This window comes from Streptomyces sp. 3MP-14, from assembly GCF_006334905.2.
Lineage (GTDB): Bacteria > Actinomycetota > Actinomycetes > Streptomycetales > Streptomycetaceae > Streptomyces > Streptomyces triticirhizae.
Genome location: NZ_VDLZ02000014.1, coordinates 56,957 through 82,505, shown reverse-complemented (window position 1 = coordinate 82,505; position 25,549 = coordinate 56,957). Strand labels below are relative to the sequence as shown.

The 25,549-nt window shown below is 73.7% G+C and carries 23 protein-coding genes; 8 read left to right on the top strand and 15 right to left on the bottom strand.

From position 1 onward, the window contains the following. Window positions 1-45 precede the first annotated feature (45 nt). Window positions 46-1,311, bottom strand: coding sequence for a glycoside hydrolase family 10 protein (locus tag FH609_RS22395; protein WP_139670893.1), 1,266 nt, complete (start codon window positions 1,309-1,311; stop codon window positions 46-48). A 301-nt stretch (window positions 1,312-1,612) separates the two neighbouring features. On the opposite strand from FH609_RS22395, the gene FH609_RS22390 reads away from it, so the two are divergent. From FH609_RS22390 to FH609_RS22375, 4 genes are all read left to right on the top strand, one after another. Continuing rightward, complete coding sequence (locus FH609_RS22390; protein WP_139670891.1) at window positions 1,613-3,139, top strand: WXG100 family type VII secretion target; 1,527 nt, start codon at window positions 1,613-1,615, stop codon at window positions 3,137-3,139. 35 nt (window positions 3,140-3,174) lie between these two features. Beyond that, entirely contained in the window at window positions 3,175-3,969 is a 795-nt protein-coding gene (locus tag FH609_RS22385) for a hypothetical protein (protein ID WP_139670889.1), read from the top strand. A gap of 48 nt (window positions 3,970-4,017) precedes the next feature. Further along, window positions 4,018-4,887 carry a 3-hydroxybutyryl-CoA dehydrogenase gene (locus FH609_RS22380; protein ID WP_139670887.1) on the top strand — a complete coding sequence of 290 codons (870 nt, stop codon included), beginning with the start codon at window positions 4,018-4,020 and terminating at the stop codon, window positions 4,885-4,887. A gap of 226 nt (window positions 4,888-5,113) precedes the next feature. Next, window positions 5,114-6,301 (top strand): low temperature requirement protein A, encoded by a 1,188-nt coding sequence (locus FH609_RS22375; RefSeq protein WP_139670885.1) that lies wholly within the window; start codon window positions 5,114-5,116, stop codon window positions 6,299-6,301. Here FH609_RS22375 and FH609_RS22370 read toward each other — a convergent pair. Then, a complete protein-coding gene (locus FH609_RS22370; protein WP_139670882.1) occupies window positions 6,281-7,321 on the bottom strand; it encodes a Ku protein in 1,041 nt (346 codons plus the stop codon). The two genes, FH609_RS22375 and FH609_RS22370, sit on opposite strands and share 21 nt — an antisense overlap. Before the next feature lie 39 nt (window positions 7,322-7,360). On the opposite strand from FH609_RS22370, the gene ligD reads away from it, so the two are divergent. Then, a complete protein-coding gene (gene ligD / locus FH609_RS22365) occupies window positions 7,361-8,242 on the top strand; it encodes a non-homologous end-joining DNA ligase (protein WP_139670880.1) in 882 nt (293 codons plus the stop codon). Between the two features lie 14 nt (window positions 8,243-8,256). Here the strand turns inward: ligD and FH609_RS22360 are convergent, their stop codons facing one another. Beyond that, the gene (locus tag FH609_RS22360) at window positions 8,257-8,760 is read right to left on the bottom strand and encodes a DapH/DapD/GlmU-related protein (RefSeq protein ID WP_139670878.1); all 504 of its coding nucleotides are present in this window, start codon (window positions 8,758-8,760) and stop codon (window positions 8,257-8,259) included. Between the two features lie 123 nt (window positions 8,761-8,883). On the opposite strand from FH609_RS22360, the gene FH609_RS22355 reads away from it, so the two are divergent. Continuing rightward, complete coding sequence (locus FH609_RS22355) at window positions 8,884-9,813, top strand: LysR family transcriptional regulator (protein WP_139670876.1); 930 nt, start codon at window positions 8,884-8,886, stop codon at window positions 9,811-9,813. 374 nt (window positions 9,814-10,187) lie between these two features. Here the strand turns inward: FH609_RS22355 and pheT are convergent, their stop codons facing one another. The 7 genes from pheT to infC form a co-directional block, all read right to left on the bottom strand. Beyond that, window positions 10,188-12,713, bottom strand: coding sequence for a phenylalanine--tRNA ligase subunit beta (gene pheT / locus FH609_RS22350; protein WP_139670874.1), 2,526 nt, complete (start codon window positions 12,711-12,713; stop codon window positions 10,188-10,190). Beyond that, window positions 12,713-13,834 carry a phenylalanine--tRNA ligase subunit alpha gene (pheS, locus tag FH609_RS22345; protein ID WP_139670872.1) on the bottom strand — a complete coding sequence of 374 codons (1,122 nt, stop codon included), beginning with the start codon at window positions 13,832-13,834 and terminating at the stop codon, window positions 12,713-12,715. The genes pheT and pheS overlap by 1 nt, the downstream gene beginning before the upstream one ends. 162 nt (window positions 13,835-13,996) lie before the next feature. Then, complete coding sequence (locus FH609_RS22340; RefSeq protein WP_139670870.1) at window positions 13,997-15,079, bottom strand: ATP-binding protein; 1,083 nt, start codon at window positions 15,077-15,079, stop codon at window positions 13,997-13,999. A gap of 151 nt (window positions 15,080-15,230) precedes the next feature. Beyond that, the gene (locus FH609_RS22335; RefSeq protein WP_139670868.1) at window positions 15,231-16,082 is read right to left on the bottom strand and encodes a TrmH family RNA methyltransferase; all 852 of its coding nucleotides are present in this window, start codon (window positions 16,080-16,082) and stop codon (window positions 15,231-15,233) included. A gap of 123 nt (window positions 16,083-16,205) precedes the next feature. Next, complete coding sequence (gene rplT / locus FH609_RS22330; RefSeq protein WP_122185736.1) at window positions 16,206-16,589, bottom strand: 50S ribosomal protein L20; 384 nt, start codon at window positions 16,587-16,589, stop codon at window positions 16,206-16,208. 108 nt (window positions 16,590-16,697) lie between these two features. After that, window positions 16,698-16,892, bottom strand: coding sequence for a 50S ribosomal protein L35 (gene rpmI / locus FH609_RS22325; protein WP_122185735.1), 195 nt, complete (start codon window positions 16,890-16,892; stop codon window positions 16,698-16,700). Between the two features lie 60 nt (window positions 16,893-16,952). Beyond that, complete coding sequence (gene infC / locus FH609_RS22320; RefSeq protein WP_139670866.1) at window positions 16,953-17,567, bottom strand: translation initiation factor IF-3; 615 nt, start codon at window positions 17,565-17,567, stop codon at window positions 16,953-16,955. 348 nt (window positions 17,568-17,915) lie between these two features. On the opposite strand from infC, the gene FH609_RS22315 reads away from it, so the two are divergent. Then, window positions 17,916-18,290, top strand: coding sequence for a DUF1844 domain-containing protein (locus tag FH609_RS22315; RefSeq protein WP_139670864.1), 375 nt, complete (start codon window positions 17,916-17,918; stop codon window positions 18,288-18,290). Here the strand turns inward: FH609_RS22315 and FH609_RS22310 are convergent. Together FH609_RS22310 and FH609_RS22305 are read right to left on the bottom strand one after the other, a co-directional pair. Beyond that, window positions 18,280-19,119, bottom strand: a complete 840-nt coding sequence (locus tag FH609_RS22310; RefSeq protein ID WP_139670863.1) for an MIP/aquaporin family protein — start codon at window positions 19,117-19,119, stop codon at window positions 18,280-18,282. The two genes, FH609_RS22315 and FH609_RS22310, sit on opposite strands and share 11 nt — an antisense overlap. Before the next feature lie 120 nt (window positions 19,120-19,239). Next, entirely contained in the window at window positions 19,240-19,968 is a 729-nt protein-coding gene (locus FH609_RS22305) for an SseB family protein (protein WP_139670861.1), read from the bottom strand. A gap of 142 nt (window positions 19,969-20,110) precedes the next feature. Between FH609_RS22305 and FH609_RS22300 the strand changes: the two genes are divergently transcribed. After that, complete coding sequence (locus FH609_RS22300; protein WP_139670859.1) at window positions 20,111-21,112, top strand: serine hydrolase; 1,002 nt, start codon at window positions 20,111-20,113, stop codon at window positions 21,110-21,112. Between the two features lie 1,483 nt (window positions 21,113-22,595). Here FH609_RS22300 and FH609_RS31215 read toward each other — a convergent pair. From FH609_RS31215 to FH609_RS22290, 3 genes are all read right to left on the bottom strand, one after another. Beyond that, window positions 22,596-22,754, bottom strand: a complete 159-nt coding sequence (locus FH609_RS31215; protein ID WP_193318004.1) for a hypothetical protein — start codon at window positions 22,752-22,754, stop codon at window positions 22,596-22,598. Window positions 22,755-23,291: 537 nt separating this feature from the next. Then, the gene (gene mycP, locus FH609_RS22295) at window positions 23,292-24,497 is read right to left on the bottom strand and encodes a type VII secretion-associated serine protease mycosin (RefSeq protein WP_139670857.1); all 1,206 of its coding nucleotides are present in this window, start codon (window positions 24,495-24,497) and stop codon (window positions 23,292-23,294) included. Further along, complete coding sequence (locus FH609_RS22290; protein ID WP_226961893.1) at window positions 24,494-25,504, bottom strand: hypothetical protein; 1,011 nt, start codon at window positions 25,502-25,504, stop codon at window positions 24,494-24,496. Before FH609_RS22290 ends, mycP begins: the two co-directional genes overlap by 4 nt. Window positions 25,505-25,549: the final 45 nt, after the last annotated feature.

Below are 25,549 nucleotides of genomic sequence, written 5' to 3'. Positions count from 1 at the left end.
GCACGGACCGCGCTCCCGCGCCCGCGCCCCGGGGCCGCCGGCCGTTCACGAACCGGAGCGGTAGTGGTCCTCCCAGACCCGGGTGAGCGCGCCCAGCGGGTCGGCGGCGACCTGCTTGGCGGAGTAGAAGACATGGCCGGTGACCTGCGGGTGCCGGTCGGCGCAGAGCGTCAGGTGGGAGGACAGCTCCGCCGGGTCCTGCCAGGCGGCCGGCTGCGCCGGGTCGCCCACCTTGTAGGCGGCCTCGCCCAGGTAGAGCGCGACGTCGGTGTCGTCGGCGACCCGCGACCACCAGTCGGCGAGCACCGCGTAGTCGGCGGCCTCGTTGCCGATGTGCCAGTACACCTGCGGGATCACGTAGTCGATCCAGGACTCCCGCACCCAGGTGCGGACGTCGGCGTAGAGGTCGTCGTAGGTCTGCACGCCGCCCCTGGTGTCGGAGCCGAGCGGGTCGGTCGAACGGTTCCGCCAGACCGCGAACGGGCTGACGCCGAAGGGCAGTTCGGGCTTGGCCTCGGCCACCCGGTCGCGCATCTCGCGCACCAGCAGGTCGATGTTGTGCCGGCGCCAGTCGCCCCGGTCGGCGAAGTCGCCGCCGTGCTCGGCGAACGCGGCGTCGTCGTCGAACGCCTCGCCCGCCACCGGGTACGGGTAGAAGTAGTCGTCCCAGTGCACGCCGTCGATGTCGTAGGAGGTGACGGCGTGCATCATCGCGTCCTGGACGAACGAGCGGACCTCCGGCAGGCCCGGGTTGTAGTAGAGCCGGCCGCCGTAGGGCACCGCCCAGCTCGGCTCGCGGCGGGCCGGGTGGTCGGCGGCGAGCCGGGAGCGGTCGGTGTGGGTGGCGACCCGGTACGGGTTGAACCAGGCGTGCAACGCCAGCCCCCTGGCGTGTGCCTCCTCCACCGCGAAGGCCAGCGGGTCCCAGCCCGGGTCCTGGCCCTGGCTGCCGGTGAGCCACTCGGACCAGGGCTCGTGCGGGGACGGCCACAGGGCGTCGGCGGTGGGCCGCACCTGGAGGAAGACGGTGTTCAACTCCCAACGCACCGCCACGTCCAGGAGTTTGAGCAGGTCGGCGCGGACGGTCTCGGGTGACTGCCCTGGCCGGGTCGGCCAGTCGATGTTGCTGACCGAGGCGATCCACATGCCGCGCAGCTCCTCGGCGAGCGGCGCGGGGCCGCCGGCCGCCCCGTCCTCCGCCGGCGCCGGCCGAGGCCGCTGGTGTGCCCCGGCGGACGAAGCGGTGCTGAGCGTGCCGGCCAGCGTGGCCATCGAGACCAGGGCGAAGCCCCGGCGACTGATCGGACCCATGAGTGTGCCCCCAGACGTGTCGTTCCGTTATCCATGCCCAGCACAGCGTGACGGAATGCGGGCCGCACCGGCCGCTGACACACCCGGCGGACGTCGGTTTCGACGCTTCGCAACAGAAAGCTCACCCAAGGGGAGCGACCTGGACACAAGTGTTCCGCTCCCTCTGGAACCACGACCGCCTCATCCGGAGTGATGTCAAGTGGCGGGCCGCGGGCATCGACGGGCCCGCCCGCCCAGGCAGGCAACGCAGCGCCAATGACTCCCGCATCACGTCGCGCGGGGATGACCGAGGGGATGTGAAGTGGCACGTCCGAGTGACTGGTCGCCGGTGGACCTGGATCGGGACCCCACGCCCGGGGACCCGGACGAGGTGCGCGAACTCGCCGATGAGCTCCAGGATTTCGCGGACGATGTGGGGGAGGCCCTGGGCAAGATCCGGGGCCTGGCCTCGGAGCGTGCGGTGTTGGAGTGGGCGGGTCTGTCCGCCGACGCGTTCCGTTCCGAGTTCGAGGGCGTGCCCGACAACCTCATCAAGCTGGAGGACTCCTACAGCCTCTGCTCCCAGGCGCTCCAGACCTACTGGCCCAAGCTTCAGACCGCGCAGGGCATGGCGGACCGGGCGCTGGATCGCGCCATCTCGGCCCAGGCCGATCTGGCGAGCGCCCAGGCCGCGTTGGGCGACGCCCAGGACTGGGTGGGCCGGGCCGGCGACGAGGCCGAACGGCTGCAACGCGAGGGCGAACGCGACAACGTCGAGCCCCCGGACGAGAACGACGTCCGCGCGGCGGCCCGCGACCAACAGGCCGCCGAGGCCGCCGCCGGCGCCGCGCAGGGCCGCGTCGACGACGCCGAGGAACGCCTCTCCGCCGCCCGTCAACTCGCCCTCGACGCCCAGGAGATGCGCGAGGAAGCCGCCCGACAGTGCGCCCAGGGCATCGAGGAGGCCTCCGACGCCGGCATCCAGAACCGCCGCTGGTGGGAGAAGGCCATCAAGTGGGTCACCGACAACTGGGACACCCTCGTCGAGATCTGCAAGGTCATCGTCGCCGTCCTCGGCATCGTCGTCATGATCATCGGCGGCCCCCTCGCCTGGGTCGTCCTCGCCGCCGCCCTCGTCGTCCTCGCCGACACCCTCATCAAATACGCCAGGGGAGAAGCCGGACTCCTCGACGTTGCCTTCGCCGCCCTCGACTGCATCCCGGGCTTCAAGGGACTCACCACCGCCGGCGGCCTGCTGCGCGGTGTCAAGAACCTCGCGACCGGCGGGCTCGGGGATGTCGCCGCCGGAGTACGCGGGATGGCCAACGTCTTCAAGGGCTCGTCCCGGCTGCCCGGCGGACAGATCCCGTTCCGCGCGCTCTCCCCCAAGGCGCGCCAACTGGCCAGGGACCTGCAACTGCATGGCCACATCCCGATCAGGACGGCCGAGGTGAATGTCTCCCATATGGCCGAGCTTCAGCGGTTCGCGGGCCGGGAGCACGCCATCATCCAGAACCCCGCCGGCCAACTCCGACTCTTCCAGGGCACGGACGTGACCTCGGCGATTCCCCGCGATCTGCGCGAACAGGGTTATGACTTCATCGCGCACACCCACCCGGAGGACCGGCTGCCGGGCCCTCCGAACGAGATGGAGCGGCTACGAGGCATCGGCGACAGCATGACGCGCGACCTCGCCTACAAGAGGTCCGACCACGTGGAGGTGGTCATCAGCCGAGACGACCAACTGCGCTTCTTCGACGGGAACGGCCTCATCGACCCGGGAGTCATCCCGCCGAACGCGCCGGTCAACGACCGGGGATTCATCGTGCCCGTGCCGCGTCTAGGCTGATCGAGGATGCGGGCCCGTGAGAGAGGTTTGCCATCATGGCTGATGACTTGAACTCCTGCCGGATCTGTGGGGAGTTCGTGCTCCAGATTCCCGGCTGGAGCTACTACGTGCCCAGCTACACGCTGCTGCGCGCCGAGTGGCAGTCGGACGCGCCCTTCTTCGAGGGTGCCCTGCACTTCTCCTGCCTGTCCGGCTGGGAGCACAGGGAAGCGTTCCTGGCGGAGTTCCGATCGATCATGACCGGGTACGGGAGGAGCCTGATTTTCGAGGCCGGCGGTGAGACCCACACTCTGACCCAGCCGGGCTTCCACTTCGGCAACCCGATCTACCAGGGCGAGGACTGCGAGATCTTCCGCCACACCGCCACCGACAGCTGGCTGGTCCTGACCCAACGCGGTCCCTGGTTCAGGTTGGAGCGCGAACAGCTCGCCACGTTGGCCGAGCTCGGCACGGCGCGCTCGGCTGGAGGCGGCGAACGCACCAGACTGCCCGAGGGCCCGTCGCTGACGGCCGAGGAGGTCTCCGGCATGGGCCTCGCCGAACTGCTCGACCTGCTGGGCAGCGCGGACCGTTACCCGGGACTCTCGGAGGGCGCCCCCGAGTACACGGTGTGGAGCTACCACGAGCGGAAGCGTGTCCTGGAGTACTCGGTCGCGGTCGACCTGCCACTGCCGGCCCCGGCCCGCACGTTCCTCGCCTCCTACGCCCGCGAGTACCAGCCCATCGTGCTCGACGACGAGACGGAGTCGGCCGAGGGGAGCGGTCGGGACGCCGGCCGGAAGCCGGAGGGCCAGGACCCGGGCGCCGCTCCGTCGGCACCGCGCGGGTAACGTCGGGCCCCTGACCGACGAGAGCCAGTACCGACGAAGGGGCACGGCGTGACGGATATCGAACGCGTTGGCGTGGTGGGATGCGGCCAGATGGGGGCCGGCATCGCCGAGGTGTGTGCCCGGGCGGGACTTGAGGTGCGGGTCGCCGAGACCACCGGGGAGGCGCTGGAACTGGGCCGGACCCGCCTGGTCAACTCCCTGGAGCGGGCCGTGGAACGCGGCAAGATCGACGTCGCCGAGCGCGACGCGGCGCTGGAGCGGCTGACGTTCACCACCGACCTGGGCGAGTTCGCCGACCGCGACCTGGTGATCGAGGCCGTGGTGGAGAACGAGCAGGTGAAGACCGAGATCTTCCAGGTGCTCGACCAGGTGGTGACCAGGGAGGACGCCATTCTGGCCTCCAACACCTCGGCGATCCCGCTGGTCAACCTCGCGGTGGCGACTTCCCGCCCCGCTCAGGTGCTCGGGGTGCACTTCTTCAACCCGGCGCAGGTGCAGCGGCTGGTGGAGCTGGTCCCCGCGCTGACCACCGGCGAGGCCACCGTCAAGCGGGCCGAAGCCCTGGTCACCGGGGTGTTGGGCAAGCACGCGATCCGTGCCCAGGACCGTTCCGGCTTCGTGGTCAACGGGCTGCTGATTCCGTATCTCCTCTCCGCCATCCGGATGTTCGAGTCGGGCGCGGCCAGCCGCGACGACATCGACGCCGGGATGGAGCTGGGCTGCGCCCACCCGCAGGGCCCGCTGAAGGTGGCCGACCTGATCGGCCTGGACACCGTAGCCTCGATCGCCGCCTCGATGTACGAGGAGCTGAAGGAGCCGCTCTACGCTCCCCCGCCGCTGCTGCTGCGGATGGTGGCCGCCGGCCAGCTGGGCCGGAAGTCGGGCGCCGGCTTCTACTCCTACTCCTCCCAGGGCTGACCCCCTCCCAGGGCTGATCCGGGCCCAGGACTGATCCGGGCCCAAGACTGGTCCCGCCGCGGAACAGTTCGGCTCGCCGGCAACGCCCGCTCGCCGCCCAGAACGCCCCCGTGGGTCACAATTGCCCCGCTCCGGCAGGACCGGGACCGGTTGGCCCCACAAACGGACCCACGAACGGGATTGGGCGGCGGCGAGGATGTCCGTGGACTACCGCTGGCATCGGAGGATGACCGCGCGGGACACCAACGAGCCGCACCGCACGGCCACCCCGCTCGAACTCTTCTTCGACCTGTGCTTCGTGGTGGCGGTGGCGCAGATCGCCGGCGAGCTGCACGAGTACCTCGCCCAGGGCCGGCCGGCGACGGCGGTGGGCAGCTTCCTCACCGTCTTCTTCGCCATCTGGTGGGGCTGGATGGGGTTCACGTGGTTCTCGTCGGCGTTCGACCCCAACGACGTCCCGTTCCGGCTGGTGACGCTGGTCATCGTCACCGGCGCGCTGGTGCTGGCCGCCGGGGTGCGGCCGGCGTTCGAGGAGCACGACTTCGCGCTGGTCGTCGTCGGCTACACCGTGATGCGGCTGGCGCTGATCAGCCTCTGGCTGCGGGCGGCGTGCGCGGGCGCGGCCGGCCGGCGCACCGGCCGGACGTTCGCGGCCGGCCTGGCCGTGGTGCAGGGCCTGTGGTGCGCCTGGCTGCTGCTGCCCGAGGAGTGGCAGCGCCCGGTGTTCGTGCTGCTGGCCCTGCTCGACCTGGCGGTCCCGGTGCTCGGCGAACGGGTGCGCCCCACCAGCTGGCACGCGCACCACATCGCGGAGCGCTACGGCCTGTTCACCATGATCGTGCTGGGCGAGTCCGTGATGTCGGCCACCTCGGCGGTGCGGCGCGCGGTGGACGCCGACTACGCGGGCGGCGACCTCTACCTGCTGGCGGGCGGCGGGCTGTTGACGGTGTTCGCCATGTGGTGGATGTACTTCGCGTCCTCGGCCGGGGAGTTCCTCGACTCCACGCGGGAGGGCTTTCTGTGGGGCTACGGCCACTATCTGATCTTCGGCGCGGCCGCCGCCGTGGGCGCCGGTCTCGCGCTCAACATCGACGCGCTCACCGACGAGGCCGCGCTGACCGACGCGGGCGCGGCGGCCACGGTGACGGTGCCGGTCGCCGTCTATCTGATGGCCGTCTGGGCGTTGCACGTCCGCCCGCACCACCGGGGCGGCTGGGGCCCGTTCCTCTTCCCCGCCGGCGCCACGCTGGTCCTGGCGGCGACGGTGACCGCGATGCCGGTGGTGGCGACCGGGCTGGTCACCGCCGGCCTGGTCGCGGTCGGGGTGCTCAGGGAACGGGCGGCGGAGCGGCGGGCGGAACGGGCGCGGGCGGAGCGGGCGCGGGCGGAACGGTCAGGAGGCGCGGCGGCGTGACCCGGCGGCCTTCTTGGTCGTCGACTTCTTCGAAGCGGTCTTCTTCGCGGCGGACTTCTTGGCGGTCGACTTCTTCGCCGTGGCCTTCCTGCCCGTGGACTTCTTCGCCTGCGACTTCTTCGCCGCGCCCTTGCCCGCCGTGGACTTCTTGGCGGTCGACTTCTTCGCCTGCCGGCCGCCCCGCCCCCCGCCGGAGATGTCGGTGACCGTGGCGTCCTCGCCGCCCTCCCCCCGGGACTCCCGGGACTCCCGCGCGCTGCGCACGCTGTCCTCCAGGGCGGCCATCAGGTCCACCACCCGGCCGCCCCTGGCCGCCTCCTCGCCGGGGCTGGGCGGCTCGATGCCCTCCAACTTGGCGTTGACCAGGGTCTCCACGGCCTCCCGGTACTCGTCGTGCAGCTCGGACATGTCCACCGAGCCCAGGGTGTCCATCAGGGTGTCCGCCATGTCCAGCTCGGCGTCCCGCACGTTGACCTTCCCGGTGGGCGCCAGCCCCTCGGACGAACGGATCTCGTCCGGCCACAGCAGCGTGTGCATCCCCAGCACGTCCTCGTCCTCCCGGGTCCGCACCAGGGCGAGGGTCTCCCGCCCCCGCATCGCCAGCTTGGCGACCGCCGCCTGCCCCGAACGGCGCAGCGCCTCCCGCAGCAGCACATAGGGCTTGTCCGCGCCGGTGTCGGGCGCCAGGTAGTAGGAGCGGTCCAGCTGGTAGGGGTCGACGCTGGAGATCGGCACGAAGCCCAGGATCTCCACGGTCCGCGCGGTAGGCAGCGGCAGCGCGGCCAGGTCCTCGTCGCTGATCTGCACCAGCGTCCCGTCGGCCGCCTGGTACGCCTTGCCGATCTCGTCGCCGCTCAGCTCCTGGCCGTCCAGCTCGCACACCTTGCGGTACCGGATGCGGCCCTCGTCGGCGATGTGCACCTGCCGGAAGGAGACGGAGTGGTTCTCGGTGGCGCTGACCACCTTGATGGGAATGGTCACCAGACCGAACGAGATCGACCCTTTCCAGATGGATCGCATGATCTGCCCCTTTCGCGCCAGCCATGCCAACCTCAGGGTATGCCTGTGGTCACCGTGGAGGATCGTCGACTGACGCTCTCCAACCTCGACAAGGTGCTCTACGCCGACGGCACCACCAAGGGCGAGCTGCTGCACCACTACGCCAGCCACGGCGCGCTGCTCCTGCCCCACCTGGTCGATCGGCCGCTGAGCCTGCTGCGCTACCCGGACGGGGCGGCGGGCGAGCGCTTCTTCACCAAGAACGTTCCGCCCGGAACCCCCGACTGGGTGATGACCGGCGAGGTGCCCCGCTCGGGCGGCGGCACGATGCGCCAGCTCGTGGTGCGGGACCTCCCCTCGCTGGTGTGGGCGGCGAACCTGGTCGTGGAGTTCCACACCCCGCAGTGGACGCTGGACGACCCGGGCACCGCCGACCGGCTCGTCTTCGACCTCGACCCGGGCGAGCCGGCCACCGTGGTCGACTGCTGCCGGGTCGCGCTCTGGCTGCGGGAACGGCTGGCCGCCGACGGGCTGACCTGCTACGTCAAGACCTCCGGGTCCAAGGGCCTGCACCTGCTCTGCCCGGTGACGCCGACCCCGGCCAAGGAGACCTCCGCCTACGCGAAGCGGCTGGCCGTCGAGGCCGGCCGCGAGCTGCCCGACCTGGCCATCGCGGCGATGGCCCGCCGGCTGCGCCCGGGCCGGGTCTTCATCGACCACAGCCAGAACGCCGCCCGCAAGACCACCGCCACCCCCTACACCCTCCGCGCCCGGCCCCTGCCGACGGTCTCGGCGCCCGTGACCTGGGACGAGATCGCGGCCTGCGAGACGCCCGAGGACCTAGAGATCACCCTCGCCGATCTCCCGGACCGGCTCGACGAGTTGGGCGACCTGTTCGCCCCGCTGGCCTCGGGGGACGAGGCGGCGCCGCTGCCGGGATGACGGGAGGCGCGGACTCAGTCGATCTTCTTGACCACCCGCGCCGGCACCCCGGCGACAACGCTCCGGGCGGGAACGTCACGGGTCACCACGGCACCGGCGGCCACCACGGCGTCGGCGCCGACGGTCACGCCCTGAAGGATCGTGGCGGACGCCCCGATCCAGACGTTGCGTTCGATCCGGATCGGCGCCGACGTGACCTCGGAACGCCGCCGCGCCGGGTCCAGCGGGTGTCCCGAGGAGATCAGGCTGACGTTCGGACCGAGCATCACGTCGTCACCGATCTCGATGCCCCCGATGTCGTTGAAGCGGCAGCCCTGGTTCACGAAGACGTTGCGGCCCACCCGGAGGTGCACGCCGTGGTCGGTGTGGACGGGCGGGATCAGGTGGAAGGTCTCGTCCACCGCCTGCCCGGTGAGTTCGGTCCACCGCTCGCGTATCTCGTCCTGCTGGGCATAGGTCAGCGCGTTGATCCGCTCCGCCCTGTCGATCGCCCGCCGCACCCGCTGCACGAAGTCCATTCCGCCTCCCGGTGACAACCCTCGTGTGGCCGCTGGGAGTGAACCAACGCCGCTATCCCCCGGGCAAACAACCGGTCGGAGCGCCCGTCACCACCGTTGGTTGTGCCGCGTACGATCCCGGGCATGGATGTCGAAGCGGTCCGGACGTTCGTGGCCGTGGCCGACCACGGGCAGTTCCAGGCGGCGGCCGACGAACTCCGCATCAGCCAGCAGGCGGTGTCCAAGCGGATCGCCGGCCTGGAGCGGGACCTCGCCGTCGCCCTGTTGGTGCGCACCCCGCGCGGGTCCCAACTCAGCCTGGACGGGCGGGCCTTCCTGCCGCACGCCAGGCGGGTCCTGGCCGCCGTCGCGCGGGCCGAGCACGCCGTGCGGCCGGGGAGCAGGCCCCTGCGGGTCGACGTCCTCAACCGGCGCATCGCCCCGGCCCAGGCCGTCTACCGGTTCTACCGCTCCCGCCCCCGGACCAGCCTGGAGCCGGTCGCCCTGGGCGAGTTGAACGCGGCCCAGGCGACCGAGGCGGTGCTGAGGGGAACGGTCGACGCCACGTTCCGCGCGCTGCCGGCCGACCGGGTGCCCGCCGGCATCAGCGCCGAACGGCTCCTGGACTTCCCCCTCCAACTCCTGGTCGGACCCGCTCACCCGCTGGCGGACGCCCGCGCGGTCAGGCCGGCCGACCTCGCCGGGCACCGCATCTGGGTGCCCGGCATCCGGCCGGGCATGGAGTGGTCGGCGTTCTACGCGGCGCTGGCCGAGACGTTCGGACTGAGCATCGACGCGCTCGGCCCCCACTTCGGCGACGAGGCCCTGATGGACACCCTGGCCGACTCGCCCTCCCTGGCCACCCTCGTCGGCGCCGGAGACCGGTACGTGTGGCCGCAGGCCCACGACCTGCGACGTGTCCCCCTGCACGACCCGACGCCGGTGTACCCGCACAGCCTGCTGTTCCGCACCGACGAACGCCACCCGGCGCTGACCGAACTCCGCGCCCACCTGCACGAGACGGCACCGAAGACACCCGACGACGCGTGGCTCCCCCGCTGGGCGAGCCCCTGACCCGGGCCCCCCTGGGCCCGCGCCTGACCCGAGGCGCTCTGGGGGCGCCCGGGCGCCGCCGGCATGTCCGAGGTGCCCGGCCCGGCCCGTCAGGCACCGACCAACGACCGCCCGACGGCGGCATTTTGGGACGGCGCGCGGGGGCAGCGGCCCGTTCAGCCCCGGCGAACTCCGGCCCGCCGCAGGGGGCACGGCCCGGCCTGCGGCCCAACCCCGGGCAGAGCCCCGCACCGGCCCTGGCACGTCTTGGGGCCCCGGCCAACGGCCGGGGCCCCAAGACGGCCAACGGCCGGCACCCCGAACGCCAGCGCGCAGCGCACCGCGCGGGCGGGGCCCGGCGCCCTCAGGGCGCCGGGCCCCGCCCGCGCGTCCGGTCAGGAACGCAGCGTCGCCCCCGTGCGGGAGACCGCCGTCGCGACGGCCGCCTCACGGGCGGCCGTCGCCTCCTCGGCGGTCAACGTCCGGTCCGGCGCCCGGAACCGCAGCGCGTACGCCAGCGACTTCCGCCCGGCGCCCAGCTGTTCGCCGGTGAAGACGTCGAACAGCCGCACGGACTCCAGCAGTTCACCCGCGCCGGCGCGCAGCGCCGCCTCCACCTCGGCGGCGGGCACCGCGTTGTCCACCACCAGCGCCACGTCCTGGGTGGCGACCGGGAACGTCGACACATGGGGGCCGACGACCGGGCCGCCCGCCGCGTCGGCGAGCACGTCCAGGTCGAGTTCCATCGCGCAGCTGCGCTCAGGAAGCCCCAGCGCCTTCACCACCCGGGGGTGCAACTCCCCCGCGTGGCCGGCCAGTCGGCGTTCGCCGTCCCGCCGCACCCGCAGCGCCGCGCAGCGGCCCGGGTGCCAGGGCGCGTGCTGGTCGCGTTCCACGATCAGCTCGACCCGCGCCTCGCGGGCCACCACCCGGGCGGCCTCGATGGCGTCGGCCCACAGCGCGGGCCGTTCGCCGCCCCACCAGCCGGCCGGCTCCCTGGCGCCGGAGAGCACCACGGCGACGCGGCGCGGCTGCGCCGGCAGCGCCGCGTTGAGCGCGGCGACCTCCTCGTCGGTGGGCCTGCGGGTGACCGGCGGCCTGATCTGCGCCGGCTCCTGCCCGGTCGGCCGGAAGACCAGCCCGGTCTCGAAGAGCGCCAGGTCGTGGCCGCCCCGGCCGTGGTTGCGGCGAAGCGTCTCCAGCAGCCCGGGCAGCAGCGTGGTGCGCAGCAGCGGCTCCTCCTCGGAGAGGGGGTTGGCCAGCCGCACCGCGCGCCGCCTGGGATCGTCCTGCGGCAGGCCGAGCCCGTCGAGCGCCTTCTCGCCGACGAACGGGTAGTTGAGGGTCTCCACATAGCCGGCGCCGGCCAGCGCCCGGCCGACGCGCCGGCGCAGCCGCTGCCCCTCGGTCAGCCCGCGCCCGGCCGGCGGCTTGGGCAGCGTGGAGGGCAGCGACTCGTAGCCCTCCAGGCGCAGCACCTCCTCGGCGAGGTCGTTGGGGTCGGTCAGGTCGGGGCGCCAGGTGGGCGCCGTGACCTGGAGCACGTCCGAGCCGCTGACCGAGCAGCCGACCTCCTGGAGGCGGCGCACCACGACCTCGCGGCCGTAGGTGACGCCGGCGACCCGGTCGGGGTGGTCGGCGCGCAGCTCGACGGTGGCGGGCGCGGCGGGCGTTCCCAGGTCGGTGACGCCCTCCCCCGCCGTGCCGCCGGCGAGCAACACCAGCAGGTCGACGGCCCGTTGGGCGGCGGCGCCGGCCGCCGCCGGGTCGACGCCGCGCTCGAAGCGGCGCGACGCCTCGGTGGACAGCCGGTGCCGGCGGGCCGCGCGGGCCACCGTGACCGCGTCGAAGTGCGCGGCCTCGATCACGATGTCGGTGGTGCCCTCCGGGGCGAGCGGGCTGCGCGCCTCCTGCGGGGCGTCGGCGATCTCGGTGTCGGCGCCGCCCATGACGCCGGCCAGCCCGATGGGCCCCCGGTCGTCGGCGATCACCAGGTCCTCGGGGTGCAGCGTCCGTTCGACGTCGTCGAGGGTGGTCAGCTTCTCCCCCGCCGCCGCGCGGCGCACCACGATGGTCCCGTTCAGCCGGGTGCGGTCGTAGGCGTGCAGCGGCTGGCCGATCTCCAGCATCACGTAGTTGGTGATGTCGACGGCCAGCGAGATGGGCCGCACGCCGGACTTCTGGAGCCGGCGCCGCATCCAGATCGGGGAGCGCGCGTCGGGCCGCACGCCGGTGACCGTGCGGGCGACGAACCGGTCGCAGGCGGCCTCGTCCTCGATCCGCACCGGCTGCCCGGCGCCGCCGGCCCCCGGCACGTCGAGCAGCGCGGGGTCGCGCAGCGGCAGCCCGAACGCGGTGGCCGTCTCGCGGGCGACGCCCCGCATCGACAGGCAGTAGCCACGGTCAGTGGTGACCGCGATGTCCAGCACCTCGTCGAGGAGTTCGAGCAGGGTGATGGCGTCGGTGCCGACCTCGTGCTCGGGCGGCAGCACCAGGATGCCGTCGTGGTCGTCGCCGACGCCCAGCTCGCGCGAGGAGCAGATCATGCCCTCGGAGACATGGCCGTAGGTCTTCCGCGCGGAGATCTTGAACCCGCCGGGCAGCACCGCGCCCGGCAGCACGACCACGACCTTGTCGCCGACGGCGAAGTTGGTCGCGCCGCAGATGATGTTCTGCGGCTCGCCGGTGCCGTTGGCCTCGCCGACGTCCACCTGGCAGTAGCGGATCGGCTTCTTGAACCCGGTCAGCTCCTCGATGGCGAGGACCCGTCCGACGACCAGCGGCCCGGTGAGGTCGGCGCCCAGGCGCTCTACCAGCTCGACCTCAAGGCCGGCGGAGATCAGCCGGGTGGCGACCTCGCGCCCGCCGACCTCGGCGGGCAGGTCCACGTACTCCCGGAGCCAGGAGAGGGGCACGCGCATCAGATCTCACTCCCGAACGGCCGGGTGAACCGCACGTCACCCTCGATGATGTCCCGCATGTCGGCGACGCCGTGCCGGAACATCAGCATCCGCTCGATGCCGAAGCCGAAGGCGAAGCCGCTGTACCGCTCCGGGTCGACCCCGCAGGCGACCAACACCCGGGGGTTGACCACGCCGCAGCCGCCGAGCTCGATCCAGCCCTCGCTGGAGCAGGTGCGGCAGGGCCGGTCCGGGTTGCCCACGGACTCGCCCCGGCAGCGGAAGCACACCATGTCCATCTCGGCCGAAGGCTCGGTGAACGGGAAGTAGTTGGGCCGCAGCCGGGTCCGCATCCCCGGGCCGAAGAGCGAGACGACCATGTGGTCGAGGGTGCCCTTCAGGTCGGACATGGTCAGGCCCTCGTCCACGGCCAGCAGCTCGACCTGGCCGAAGACCGGCGTGTGGGTGGCGTCCAGCTCGTCGGTGCGGTAGGTGCGCCCGGGGCAGACGACATAGACCGGCGGCTCCCGGTCCAGCAGCGACCTGATCTGCACCGGCGAGGTGTGGGTGCGCAGCACGAGACCCGAGTCGGGGCTGCCCTGCTCGTCGGCGACGAAGAACGTGTCGTGGGTGGAGCGCGCCGGGTGGTCGGGGTCGAGGTTGAGGGCGTCGAAGTTGAACCACTCGGCCTCCAACTCGGGCCCCTCGGCCACCTCGTAGCCCATGGCCACGAAGATGTCCTCGATCCGCTCCGAGAGGGTGGTCAGCGGGTGCCGGGCGCCGGCGGGCGCGCGGTCGTAGGGCAGCGTGACGTCCACCGCCTCCTCGACCAGGACCCGCTCGTCCCGCTCCGCCTCCAGCGCGGACTGCCGGGCGGCGAGCGCCTTGTTGACCGCGCCCCTGGCCTGGCCCACGCGCTTGCCGGCGGCGGCCCGCGCCTGCGGCGGCAGGGCGCCGATCTCGCGGTTGGCCAGCGCCAGCGGCGAACGGTCGCCGGTGTGCGCGATCTTGGCCTCTCGCAGCGCCTCAAGGTCGGCGGCGGCCTCGAACGCGGCGAGCGCCGCGTCCCTGGCCGCGTCGATCTCCTCTGGTTTCAGTGCCTCGACCTCGACAGGGTCGTACGACTTGTTGGGTGCCGACATCTCTTCCCGTGCTTCCTGATGGCTTGGGCTCCGCTACGCCCCGCGAGGACCCGGGACCCGAGTCTAAGGGGCGGCGCGCGGCGGCCTGGACACGCGTGGGTCAGCCTGCGGACTCGGCCCGTGCTGGTGGTTCCCGCTCCCGGTGGTGACCCACCGGACGGCTCAGCGGAGAAAGGCCGGGGTGCCCGCAGGCAGGATAAATCGGAAACGGGCGCCGCCCCCGGTCGAGCGGCCGACGGTGACCGTGCCACCGTGCGCCTCGACGATGCCCTTGACGATGTACAGGCCAAGGCCGGTGCCGCCGCGTTCGCTGCCCCGCCAGAAGCGCGTGAAGACCCGCTGCATGGCGTCCTCGGGGATGCCGGGGCCCTCGTCGCTCACGGTGACGGCCGTCCCTTCCTGGCGGGTCCTGGTCGCGGGTGCGCGGTGCACCTCAATGGTGACCCTACCGCTTCCGTGCCGCACCGCGTTTTCCAGCAGATTGACCAGAACCTGGTCGATCTTGTCCGGGTCGGCCCAGAGACTGGGCAGGTCCTCCTGGATGTCCAGCTGGAAACGGTCGGCGTCCTGACCGTTGTTGACTAAGGCGTCGACGCGCCGGCGGACCGCCTCGCCCAGCGCCACCGGCTGGCGGCGGATCTCCAGCCGCCCCGAGTCGATCCGGGAGACGTCCAGCAGCTCGGTGATCAGCCGGGTGACCCGGTCCGCGTCGCTGTCCACGGTCTGGAGCATCAGCCGCTTCTGCTCGTCGGTGAACCGCTCCCAGCGCGCCAGCAGCGTCGCGGTGAAGCCCTTCACGGAGGTCAGCGGCGAGCGCAACTCGTGGGCGACGGTGGCGATCAGCTCCGCGTTGCCGCGCTCGATGCGCTGCCGCGCCTCGGTGCCGCGCAGCGAGACCACCAGCCGCCGCAGCTCCCCCGAGGGCCGGGCGCGGACGTAACGCGCGGAGACCAGCACCTCGCGGGCGCCGGGCAGCAGCAGGTTGCGCTCCGGCTGGCCGGTGCGGGTGGCGAGCCCGCCGTAGGGGTCGGTCAGCCGCCACCAGGGCCGCCCGTCCTGGTCCTCCAGCGGCAGCGCCCGTTCGATCGGCCGGCCCAGCGCCTCGGCCGCCGGGACGCCGGTCAGCCGGGCCGCCGCCGCGTTGCAGCACACCACCACCCCCCGGTGGTCGGCGACCACCAGCCCGTCGGGCAGGTCGTCGGGGTGCACCCGCGCAAGCTCCCCGGCACCGACCGCTGTGTCCATCCCCTCGCCCCTCTCCCGATGTGGGTCACCCCGAGCACGCCCAACCCGCCCCGTTCAGCGACCGGTTGAACGGGCAATCATCCCGCAGCGGCGGCCGCCACAGCACCCGCCAGGGCTACAGCCCTGCGGGGCGAACGTTGTGGAAGGTGAGCTAGCGGGCGGCCCGGCAACCGCCCGGTCGGCGCTGGGCCCTGGCCGAGCCGTACAGGCACACGGCGGCGGCCGTCGCCAGGTTGAGGCTCTCGGCCCTGCCGTGGATCGGCACCCGCACCACCGCGTCCGCCAGCCGCCTGGTCTCCTCCGGCAGGCCCCACGCCTCGTTGCCGAATATCCAGGCGGTGGGGCCGCCCATGGTGTCCCCGTCCAGCTCGGCGTCCAGGTCGGCCTCGCCCCCGCCGTCGGCCGCCAACACCCGCACCCCGGCGCCGCGCAGCCCGGCGACCGCCTCGGCGACGGGCACCCCGACGGCCACCGGCAGATGGAACAGGCTGCCGACCGAGGCCCGCACCGCCTTCGGGTTGTACAGGTCGACGGAGGCGTCGGTCAGCACCACGGCGTCGGCGCCGGCCGCGTCGGCGCAGCGCAGCACGGTGCCCGCGTTCCCCGGGTCGCGGACGTGCGCCAGCACGGCGACCAGCCGGGGCGCGGCGGCCAGGATCTCGGCCAACGGCCGGTCCAGGAAGGCGCAGACGCCGACGAGCCCCTGGGGCGTGACGGTCTGCGAGATCGAGGCGACCACCTCGGGGTCGGCCAGGTGCACCCGGGCGCCGGCCGCCTCGGCGGCCCCGACCAACTCGGCATAGCGCTCGGCCGCCTCCGGGGTGGCGAACAGCTCCCGCAGGGTCGCGCCCTCCGACGCGCGGTGCCCGACCGCCTCGCGGACGGCCTGCGGCCCCTCGGCCAGGAAGCGCCGCTCCCGCCCCCGGAAGCTGCGCCGCGCCAGCCGGCGGGCGGCCGCCACGCGGGGGGAACGCGCTGAGGTCAGCTGGGTGCCAGGAGCCATGGACGGCGAACTCGCTTCGTGACGGCGGCTGTTGGGAACGGACCCCGGCGCCGGCGAACCGGCCAGGGGAAGCGACGGACCCGCAGGCCCCGGGGCCTGCGGGTCCGGGAAGAGCGGGATCGCTCAGGCCGCCTTGGGCGCGTTGACGTCGCTCGGCAGCGCCTTCTGGGCGGTCTCGACCAGCACCGCGAAGGCGGCCGGGTCGCTGACGGCCAGCTCGGCGAGCATCTTGCGGTCCACCTCGATCTCGGCGGCCTTCAGCCCCTGGATGAACCGGTTGTAGGTGACGCCGTTGGCGCGGGCGGCGGCGTTGATGCGCTGAATCCACAGCTGCCGGAAGTCGCCCTTGCGCTTCTTGCGGTCGTTGTAGTTGTAGACGAGGGAGTGGGTGACCTGCTCCTTCGCCTTGCGGTACAGCCGCGAGCGCTGGCCACGGTAGCCGCTGGCCTGTTCGAGAATCGCCCTGCGCTTCTTGTGGGCGTTGACTGCCCGCTTGACGCGTGCCACGTGTGTACTCCTTGTAGCGGGGCCGTGGGGATGGTCACACGGCCCGGGAACGGATGGTTCCGGTCGGTCCGCCGACCGCCGCCTGGTGGGGCTGGCGGTCGGCCGGGATCACTTGCGAAGAAGCTTCTTGATCCTCTTCGCGTCGGCCGGAGAGGTCTCCGTCGTGCCGGCCAGGCGTCGGGTCAGCGTGGACGGCTTGTGCTCCAGGTAGTGACGGCGACCCGCCCGCTGCCGCAACACCTTGCCCGAGCCAGTGATCTTGAACCGCTTGGCGGCACCGGAGTGCGTCTTGTTCTTCGGCATGATCGCCGTACTCTCCTCGTTCTTTCCTGTCAATGAACCCGCTGGGAAAGGCGGCCGGTGTCAGGCCGTCGTCTTCCCCTTCTGGCGTTCTGCCTTGCGGGCGGCCTGGGCCTCGCGCGCCTCGGCCATCGCCTCGGTCTTCTTCTTGTGCGGACCGAGAACCATGATCATGTTCCGCCCGTCCTGCTTCGGGTTGGACTCGACAAAGCCCAGATCCTGGACGTCCTCCGCGAGCCGCTGAAGCAGCCGGAACCCCAGCTCGGGGCGGGACTGCTCACGGCCACGGAACATGATCGTGATCTTGACCTTGTCCCCCTGCTTGAGGAACCGGACGACATGACCCTTCTTGGTGTCATAGTCGTGCGGGTCGATCTTCGGCCGGAGCTTCATCTCCTTGATGACCGTGTGCGCCTGGTTCTTGCGCGCCTCACGGGCCTTCATGGCCGACTCGTACTTGAACTTTCCGTAGTCCATGAGCTTGCAGACCGGCGGGCGGGCGGTGGCCGCCACCTCGACGAGATCCAGGTCGTACTCCTGGGCAAGCTCCAGGGCCTTGGCAAGCGGCACAATGCCGACCTGCTCGCCGCTGGGACCGACGAGTCGCACCTCGGGGACGCGAATCCGGTCGTTGATACGGGGCTCGGCGCTGATGGGGCCTCCTCGGTTGCGCCGCACGGATGTCTGGCGGACAGCCGTGCCGGATAAGTCAGGTGACCGCCGGCTGTGGGAGGGCGTGAAAAAACGCCCCGACCGGCACACAGGTGGGGGCTCCGAGATACAGACCGGGAGCACCCACGCGGCGTGACCGCGAGGCGCTGCCTGACCGAAGACCTCCCGACCCTGGGGTCAGTAAGGTGGGAGCGCGGAGCCTCCACTTGCGGGCCGCACACAACATATGTCCGGCCGGTCACATTCCAGGCTACACCACCTCGCGGGATGGGCGAACCCGGCGTCCTGCCGCCGTCGCGCCCGTTGTCCCGCCCCCGGTCAGGGGCCCCGGGCCCGGGGCCTAGGCTGGGCGCCATGAGCGACCCCCAGACTGAGCCCACGACCGGCGGGGCCGGCCAGGACACGGCCGAGCTGACCCGGGACATCGCCGAGGTCCCGGCGGTCGAGGTGATCACCACCGTGGCGGTGCACCTGATGAGTTCGGCCGCCGTCAACCTGGGCCTGGCGGAGGACGGGGAGCGGCACAAGGACCTCGACGAGGCGCGGAAGTTGATCACCGCGCTGGCCGGCCTGGTGACCGCGAGCGCCACCGAGGTGGGCACGTATCACGCCGCGCCCCTGCGGGACGGGCTGAAGTCGCTCCAGCTGGCGTTCCGCGAGGCGTCGGCCGTCCCGGACGAGCCGGGCCAGGGTCCCGGCGAGAAGTTCACCGGCCCGGTCATCGGCTAGCCCCGGGGGCCTCGCCACTCGCCTTGCCCCGGTGGCCGCCCTTCCCGTTGAGCTTCGACGAGAGCCACGGGATGTCGGCGAACCAGTCGTGCGGCTCCGCGTGCGTGAACCGGTGCACCAGCACCGCGATGGCCGCGCCGACCAGCGGCGCCAGCACGAAGAGCCAGAGCTGGATCAGCGCGTCGCCGCCCGCGAAGAGCGCGGGCGCGATGCTGCGCGCCGGGTTGACGGAGGCGCCGGTCAGCGGGATGCCGACCAGGCTGACGGCGGCCAGGGTGAGGCCGATGGGCAGGCCGTCGAGGCTGCCCAGGGTGATCCTCCGGGCGACCGAGAGGTAGACGAAGACCAGCAGCGCGGTCAGCATCACCTCGGTCACGAAGGACCCGGCGATCGACAGGCCGACGGCCGAACGGTGGCCGTAGCCGTTGCTGCCGAACGCCTCACCGGTCCTGATGCCCGGCACCTGGTGGGCGACGAGGAACAGCAGCGCGGCGCCCACGATGGCGCCGACGACCTGCGCCAGCCAGTACCAGCAGGCGGCCCGGGGACTCATGCGGCCGGACAGCAGCATCCCGAGCGTGACGGCCGGGTTGAACTGGGCGCCGGAGATCGGCCCCAGCACATAGGTCAGCCCCAGCAGGGCGAAGCCGAAGGTCAGCGCGATGCCCAGGCTGCCGATGAACTCACCGGCGAGCACGGCGGAACCGACGGCGAAGAAGACCAGGACCAGCGTGCCGACCGCCTCGGCGGCGAGCGCCCTGGGGTCGTGCTCCCCGACGCCCCCGGCGGAGGCGTCGGCTGTGGTCTTGGCGGAGGTCTCGGCGGACATGGCGCCTCCCGTGCCTAGCGGATCTGCTGGCAGTCTTGGCCACCGCGCGACCCCCCGCACCTTGGCTGAGCCGTCCGGGTGAGGGCTCCCGTTCGTTTGAACTTCGTGGAACCCGGCCGCTCAGCGCCGGTAGCTGGGCTCCCCCGGCAGGCCGCTGCCCGGCGGCAGCACGGCCAGGCTGAGGCCGCGCACCAGGTGGGCGCGGAGCGTCCGGTGCGCGGCGAGGCCGCCGGCCAGCGCGCGGGCCACGGCGGTGGCGTCGGCGCCCTGGTCGAGCAGCACCGCGAGGGTGCCGTCGGCCGAGCCGCCCGGCACCAGCTGGGCGGCGACCACGGCCGGCTGGGCCGCCAGCACCTCGCGGACGGCGGCCAGCACCTCGGGCCGTTCGGCGGGCGGGCCGCCGCCGGCCAGCGAGCGCAGCGCCGGCCCGACCACCTCGAAGGTGACGGGCCCGGCCACGTCGAGCACCAGGGCGCCGGCGCCCTCCTGCACCGCGGCCGCCAGCGCCTGGGTGGCGGTCACCGGCACCGGGCGCGCCTCGGGCTGCCAGCGGGCCAGGGTGTCCAGCGCGGTGAAGACGGGCAGGGCCCGCCGGCCGCCGAGGAGTTCCAGCGTGAGCAACGCCATGTCGCTGCTCTTCTCGCGGCGCCGCCCGGCCCCGTCGACCTCCTCCTCGCCGAGGACCGCGACCACCCCGGCCAGCAGCCGGGCGCCGGCCAGCGCGGCCACCACGGCCGGCGCGTGCCGGTCGGGCTGGGCGGCCCACGCGTCGAGGGCCGCGCGGAGCGCGGGGTCGGCGGTGCCGTCGTCGTCGGCGAAGGCGGGCTGGGGGATGTTCCTGAGCGCCATCCGTCGAGGGTATCCAGGGCGTGAGCCGGCGCCTGCGGCGGGCGACGGGAACGGAGGGGCGGCTTCCTCCTCACGCACTGTTACCCGTTTTTCACACATACGCCGGTGACTCGTGTGAATGTGCGAGTTACCGTTCAGAGTTATGAATCTGAACGACCGGCACCCAGCGCGGCGGCTGCGCCCGACCCTGCTGGTGAACTCGGCCCTCGCGGGCACGCTGCTGGCGTTCGCTGCGGTGGGAGACGCGCCACAAATGACGGCCGACGGCGAGCCGGGCGAGCCCGCCTCCGACCAGGTTCAGGCCGGCCCGCCGGCGGGAGACGGGCTCGGCGACATCACGTCCGACCTCTCCCCGCCCTCCCGCACCTCGCCGAACCTGCTGATCCCCGACCGGGCGGCGAACGCGGCGCTGGCCCACGCGATGGCGCCGCTGCCCTCCGAGCCGGGCGCCAGGCTGTCGGTCTCGGTGGCAGCCCTGGACAGCGGGACGACCGCCACCTTCGGCAGCCAGCGGTTCGACACGGCCAGCATCGTCAAGGTCAACGTGCTGGCCGCGCTCCTCCTGGAGGCGCAGGACGAGGACCGGGAGCTGACCGAGCTGGAACGGGAACGCGCCGAGGTCATGATCCGGCAGAGCGACAACGCGGCGACCGACGCGCTGTGGTGGCAGATCGGCGGCGCCGCCGGCCTGACCGAGGCCAACGAGCGCCTCGGCCTGACCGCCACCACGCCGGGCGCCGGCGGCCACTGGGGCCTGACCCAGACCACCAGCGCCGACCAGATAGCCCTGCTGCGCGCGATATACGCGCCGGACTCGGCGCTGGACGCCGAATCCCAGCGCTATCTGCGGGAGTTGATGGCCTCGGTGGTGGACGGCCAGCGCTGGGGGATATCGGCGGCGGCGGACGGCGGGGAGACGAACCTCGACGGGTTCGAGCTGAAGAACGGGTGGCTGCCGCGCAGCGAGACCGGGCTGTGGGACGTCAACAGCATCGGCTGGGTGACGGCGCGGGGCCGCGACTACCTGGTGGCCGTGGTCTCCGACGGGCACTCCAGCCAGGAGGCCGGGATAGCGGCCGTCGAGTGGGCCGCCGAGGCGGCCATCCACACGTTGGCCGCTGGCGCGGCGCCTCGGGTGACCTGAACCCCTGGGGGGTTCAGGTCGGGTGGGGGTGCCGGGTGGTGGGGTTCCCTCCGGGGGGTTCGGGGACGTGGGGATTCTGCTTCCTGGTGCGGGGCGCTGTTTCCTGGATGCGAGACGCCGTCGGACCGCGCGGGCCCGGTCCGAACGTCGCGCTGCCGGCGGGGCGGTGGAGCGGCGGGGCGGTGGGGCGGTGGCGTGGTGAGGCGGTGGGGCGGGGCCAGGTCGTTGAGCGGCGGGGCGGCCGGGCCGGCGGAGCCGTTGGGCCGGCAGGTCGATGGGCCGGTGGGCCGTTCAGCCGGTGCGGCCGGTAGGTCGGCGGGGCCGTTGGACCGGCGGGGCGGTGGGTGGGTCGGCAGGCCGGTGGGGCCGTTCGGCTGCGGGTCGATGGGGCATTCGGCCGGCGGGGCCGTTGGGGCTGCGGGCCGGCAAGTCGGCAGTTCGTTGAGCTACGGGCCGGCAGGCCGGCAGGTCGTTGGGCTGCGGGTCGATGGGGCGTCGGGTCGGTGGGCCGGCAGGTCGGTGGGGCCGTTCGGCTGCGGGTCGATGGGGCGTCGGGTCGGTGGGCCGGCAGGTCGTTAAGCTGCGGGTCGATGGGCCGGAGGGGCCGTTGGGGATGCGGCTCGGTGGGCCGGCGGGGCTGCGGGCCGATAGGTCGACGGGACGGCGGGGCCGTTCGGACTGCGGGCCGTTCGGCCGATGGGCCGATGGGTCGATGGGGCGCCGGGTCGGTGGGCCGGCAGGTCGTTGGCCTGGCGAGCCGATAGGCCGGCGGGCCGCCGGGACTGTTCGGACTGCGGGTCGCCGGGGCCGTTCGGCCGGCGGGGCCGTTGGGCCGGCGGGGCCGTTGGGCCGGCGAGCCGATGAGCCGGAGGGGCCGTCGGGACTCCGGGGCGGTGGGCTGGTGCTGGGGCGATTGGGCACCGGCGGGCTCCGCCGCGCGGTGGACCACCGCGCTCGCCGGTTTCCACGGACGACTCCCCCGCGTTCGCCGGCCGGCCGGGGCCGCCCGACTCCCAGACGGACGCAGCCTGTTGACCTGGGCGGGCGGCCGGAGGCCGAAGGTCAGGTGTGCCCGCCGGCCGGCAACCCGGCGGAGCGGGCATGGCCGGCCCCGGTCACCGCCGACGAGCACCCCCAACTCCCCGACGGTGAACTGCCGTTGACCACGCGCCCGCCCGCCGGGCGCGCCACCTGTCAGCCCGAACCAGCGACTGACGCACCACCGCCAGGCGCCACCAGAGCATCAGGCCACCGCAGACACCCCACCGGCAGCAGCCCAACTCACCCACGGACGGCACCCATTGCCCTGGCGAGCGGGGTGCCCGCCAGCCAGCGCGGCCACGGGCTCGCGGCCCGGCGGACACCCCACCGGCAAGCCGGCAGCCGCCCGACGCGCGCCACCGTTCCGCCAACGGCCGATCCTCGACCGGCTTCCTCAACACCCCTCGCACAGCGGCACCGTGCGGCCGTGGCCCACCCCTGATCACCAACTCGACCGCGCCACCGTTCCGTTCACCGCCCACGCCGCGCCGGCGTGCAGCAGAACGGCCCGCAACCCCCGCCGCAGGCAGAGCCGGGCGGCGCCAACGGCCCACGCATGGGCGGCCAGCAGCCGGGCCACCCCGCTGTCTTCCCGCAGCACCCGCCGCAGGCGGGTCGAGACGGACCAACGGGCCGCTTGCTCCCATGGTCACCGCAGGCGGCGGGGCCCGCCGGCAGCCGAAGCCACCACCCGCCGGGGCTACTCCACCGCACCCGCCGCAGGCGACCAGCAGCCGGGCGCAGTGACCACGTTCCCGCAGCACCCGCCGCAAGCGCGGCGGGACGAACCAACGGGCCGCTGCCCCCCATGCCCGCCGCAGGCGACCAGGAGCCGCGCCGTCCAGCCGCGCGCCCGCCGCAGGCGGCCGGCGGCAGCCCAACCGGCCGCCCTCTCGCAGCCCCACCATGCCCGCCGCAGGCGACCAACGACCGGGGCAACCGACTGCCCTCCGGCAACGCCCGCCGCAGGCCCGACGGAACGGGATGCGACGGACCAACAGACCGCTTGCCTGCCCTGCCCGCCGCAGGCGGCCGGGGGCCCGGCGGCAGTCCAAGCCGCCACCCACCCGCAACGCCCGCCGCAGGCGGCCAGCGGCCGGGCCGGCGGCCCGTTCCCCGAAAGCCCAGCGGCCAGCGTTCATCTCACAGGCAGGCCGCCCAGCCAGATGCGGCGGAAGAGGAGGACGCCGCCGGTGCCCAGCAGCAGGACGCCCGTCGCGCCGGCGGCCGGGGCCAGCCAGCCGGTGCCGCCGCCGTCGGCGGACTCGTTGGCGGGCCCGGGACCGAAGTACTCGCCGGCATAGGTGCCGCCGCTCTCGGCGGCGGGCGCGCCCGCCGCGCCCGCCGCCTCGTTGGCGGCCTCGATCGCGGCGGCGGCGTCCACGATGCCGCTGCCGACCGCGTCGTTCCTGCCGCCCTCCGGCGGGTGCTGCGCCGTCTCGGTCAACAGCCGCCGCACCTGGGCCGGTTCGAGGTCGGGGTGGGCGGAGAGCAGCAGCGCGACGCTCCCGGAGACGAACGCGGCGGCGGCCGAGGTGCCCCAGCCGGTGTAGTAGCGGCCGTCGGGGTCGGCGACGATGACGTCCTTGCCGGGCGCGCTGATCGTCGAGTACCAGCGGCGGGTGGAGAACTCGGCCGGGCTGCCGCCCCGGTCCACGGCAGTGACCGCGATCACGCCGGGGTAGCCGGCGGGGTAGGAGACCGGGTCGCCCTTCTCGCCGCCGTTGCCGGCGGAGGCGACGACCACCGCGCCCTTGCCGAGGGCATAGCGGACGGCGGCGTCCTCCTCGGGGTCAGGGTGGGCGGAGGCGCTGTCGTCGCCGAGGGAGAGGTTGATCACGTCGGCGCCCTGGTCGGCGGCCCAGCGGATGCCATCGGCGAGTGCGCCGGCGCGCTCGTCCCTGGCCCGGTCGCGTTCCGGGTCGTCGTCCTCCAGCAGGACCCGGACCGGCAGGATGCGGGCCTCGGGGGCGACGCCGAGCACGCCGTCGCCGCGCTGGCGGCCATGGCCGTGGCCGGCGATGATGCCGGCCATCGCGGTGCCGTGGGCGGCCCAGTACCGGTCGCCCGGCTCGGCGCCCATCTGAACGAAGTCCCAGCCGGAGTCGACGTTGTCCGCCAGGTCGGGGTGGTCGTCGTCCACGCCGGTGTCGAGGACGGCGACGGTGACGCCCTCGCCCCGGGTGAACTCCCAGGCGGCGGGGGCGTTCACGGCGTCCAGGGCCCAACGCTGCTGATCCCTGATGGAGTCGGCTCCGGCGGGCGTGGCCGTGCCCCACAGCACGCCGAGGGCAAGGCCGGCGGCCGTGAGCAGGCGCGTTCGGCGCGCCAGGCGCCGGCTCACGAGCCGGCTCCCGCGCGCGCCTCGTGCGCCCCGCGCAGTGCGGCGGTGACGCGCTCGGCGATGCCCCGGCTGTCGTGGCCGAGCCCGGCCAGCGCCACGCTGCCCTCGGCGCCCTCGGCGGTGGCCCGGGCCGCCGGCGTGGGCTCGCCGACCGGCCGCCCGTCGGCGAATCCGGTCACCGACCAGGAGACGACGGGCAGTTCGTCCTCGACGGCGATGGACCAGGAGGCCCGCTGGGCCTCGCCGAAGGACGCGGCGACGGTGCCGTCCACGGGGAACGGGCGGGGCAGCAGGTCGGGGCGGTCGGCGAGGCCCTCGTCGGCGAAGCGCTCGGCGAGGGCGGCCATGCCGACCCGGTCGGCCGTGGTGAAGAGCAGTCCGACGGTGGTCACAGTCGTCTCGGTCTCGTCGGTGTAGGTCGCGCGTATCAGCCGGTGGCAGCCCACGGCGGAGAGCACCTCGGTGAGCAGCGGGTCGAAGGCGTCGGAGCAGCCGCTGTCGGGGGCGACGCCCAGCCGCAGCCAGCGGCGGTCGGCGCCGCCTGGGCCGGCCTCCTCGGCGGTCAACTCCGGCGGGAACAGCTCGTCCACGGGCACCTCGTGCCACAGCTGCCGGCCCCGTTCCCAGGACGCCTCGGCCGCCTCGGCGCTCTCGTCGCCGCCGGCGAGCCAGGCGCCGGCGGCGGCGCCGCCCAGCAGGCCGGTGCCCAGCACCAGGCAGACCACGGCCCCGACGAGCCGCAGCGGAACGCGGGCGCCGAGCGCCTGCCAGAGCCGCCGTGCCGGGCGGCGCTTGGCGGACGCCGGGGGGTGGTTGGCGGGCGCCGGGGGCGCGAACGGGGGCGGTGGGGCGCCCGGTTGGGGCGGTGCGCCCGGCGGGGGCGGCGGCCCGAGGGGCGACGGCGGGACGGTCGGGGGCGGCGGGGCGGCGCCGGGGGCCGGTTGCGGGGGCAGCGTGTGGGCGAGCGGGGGGACGGGGATCGAACGCGGCCCCTGCTCGGTGTTCATCCGCCCCACTCCCCGGCCAACCGGCGACCTGCTGGTCACACGTGA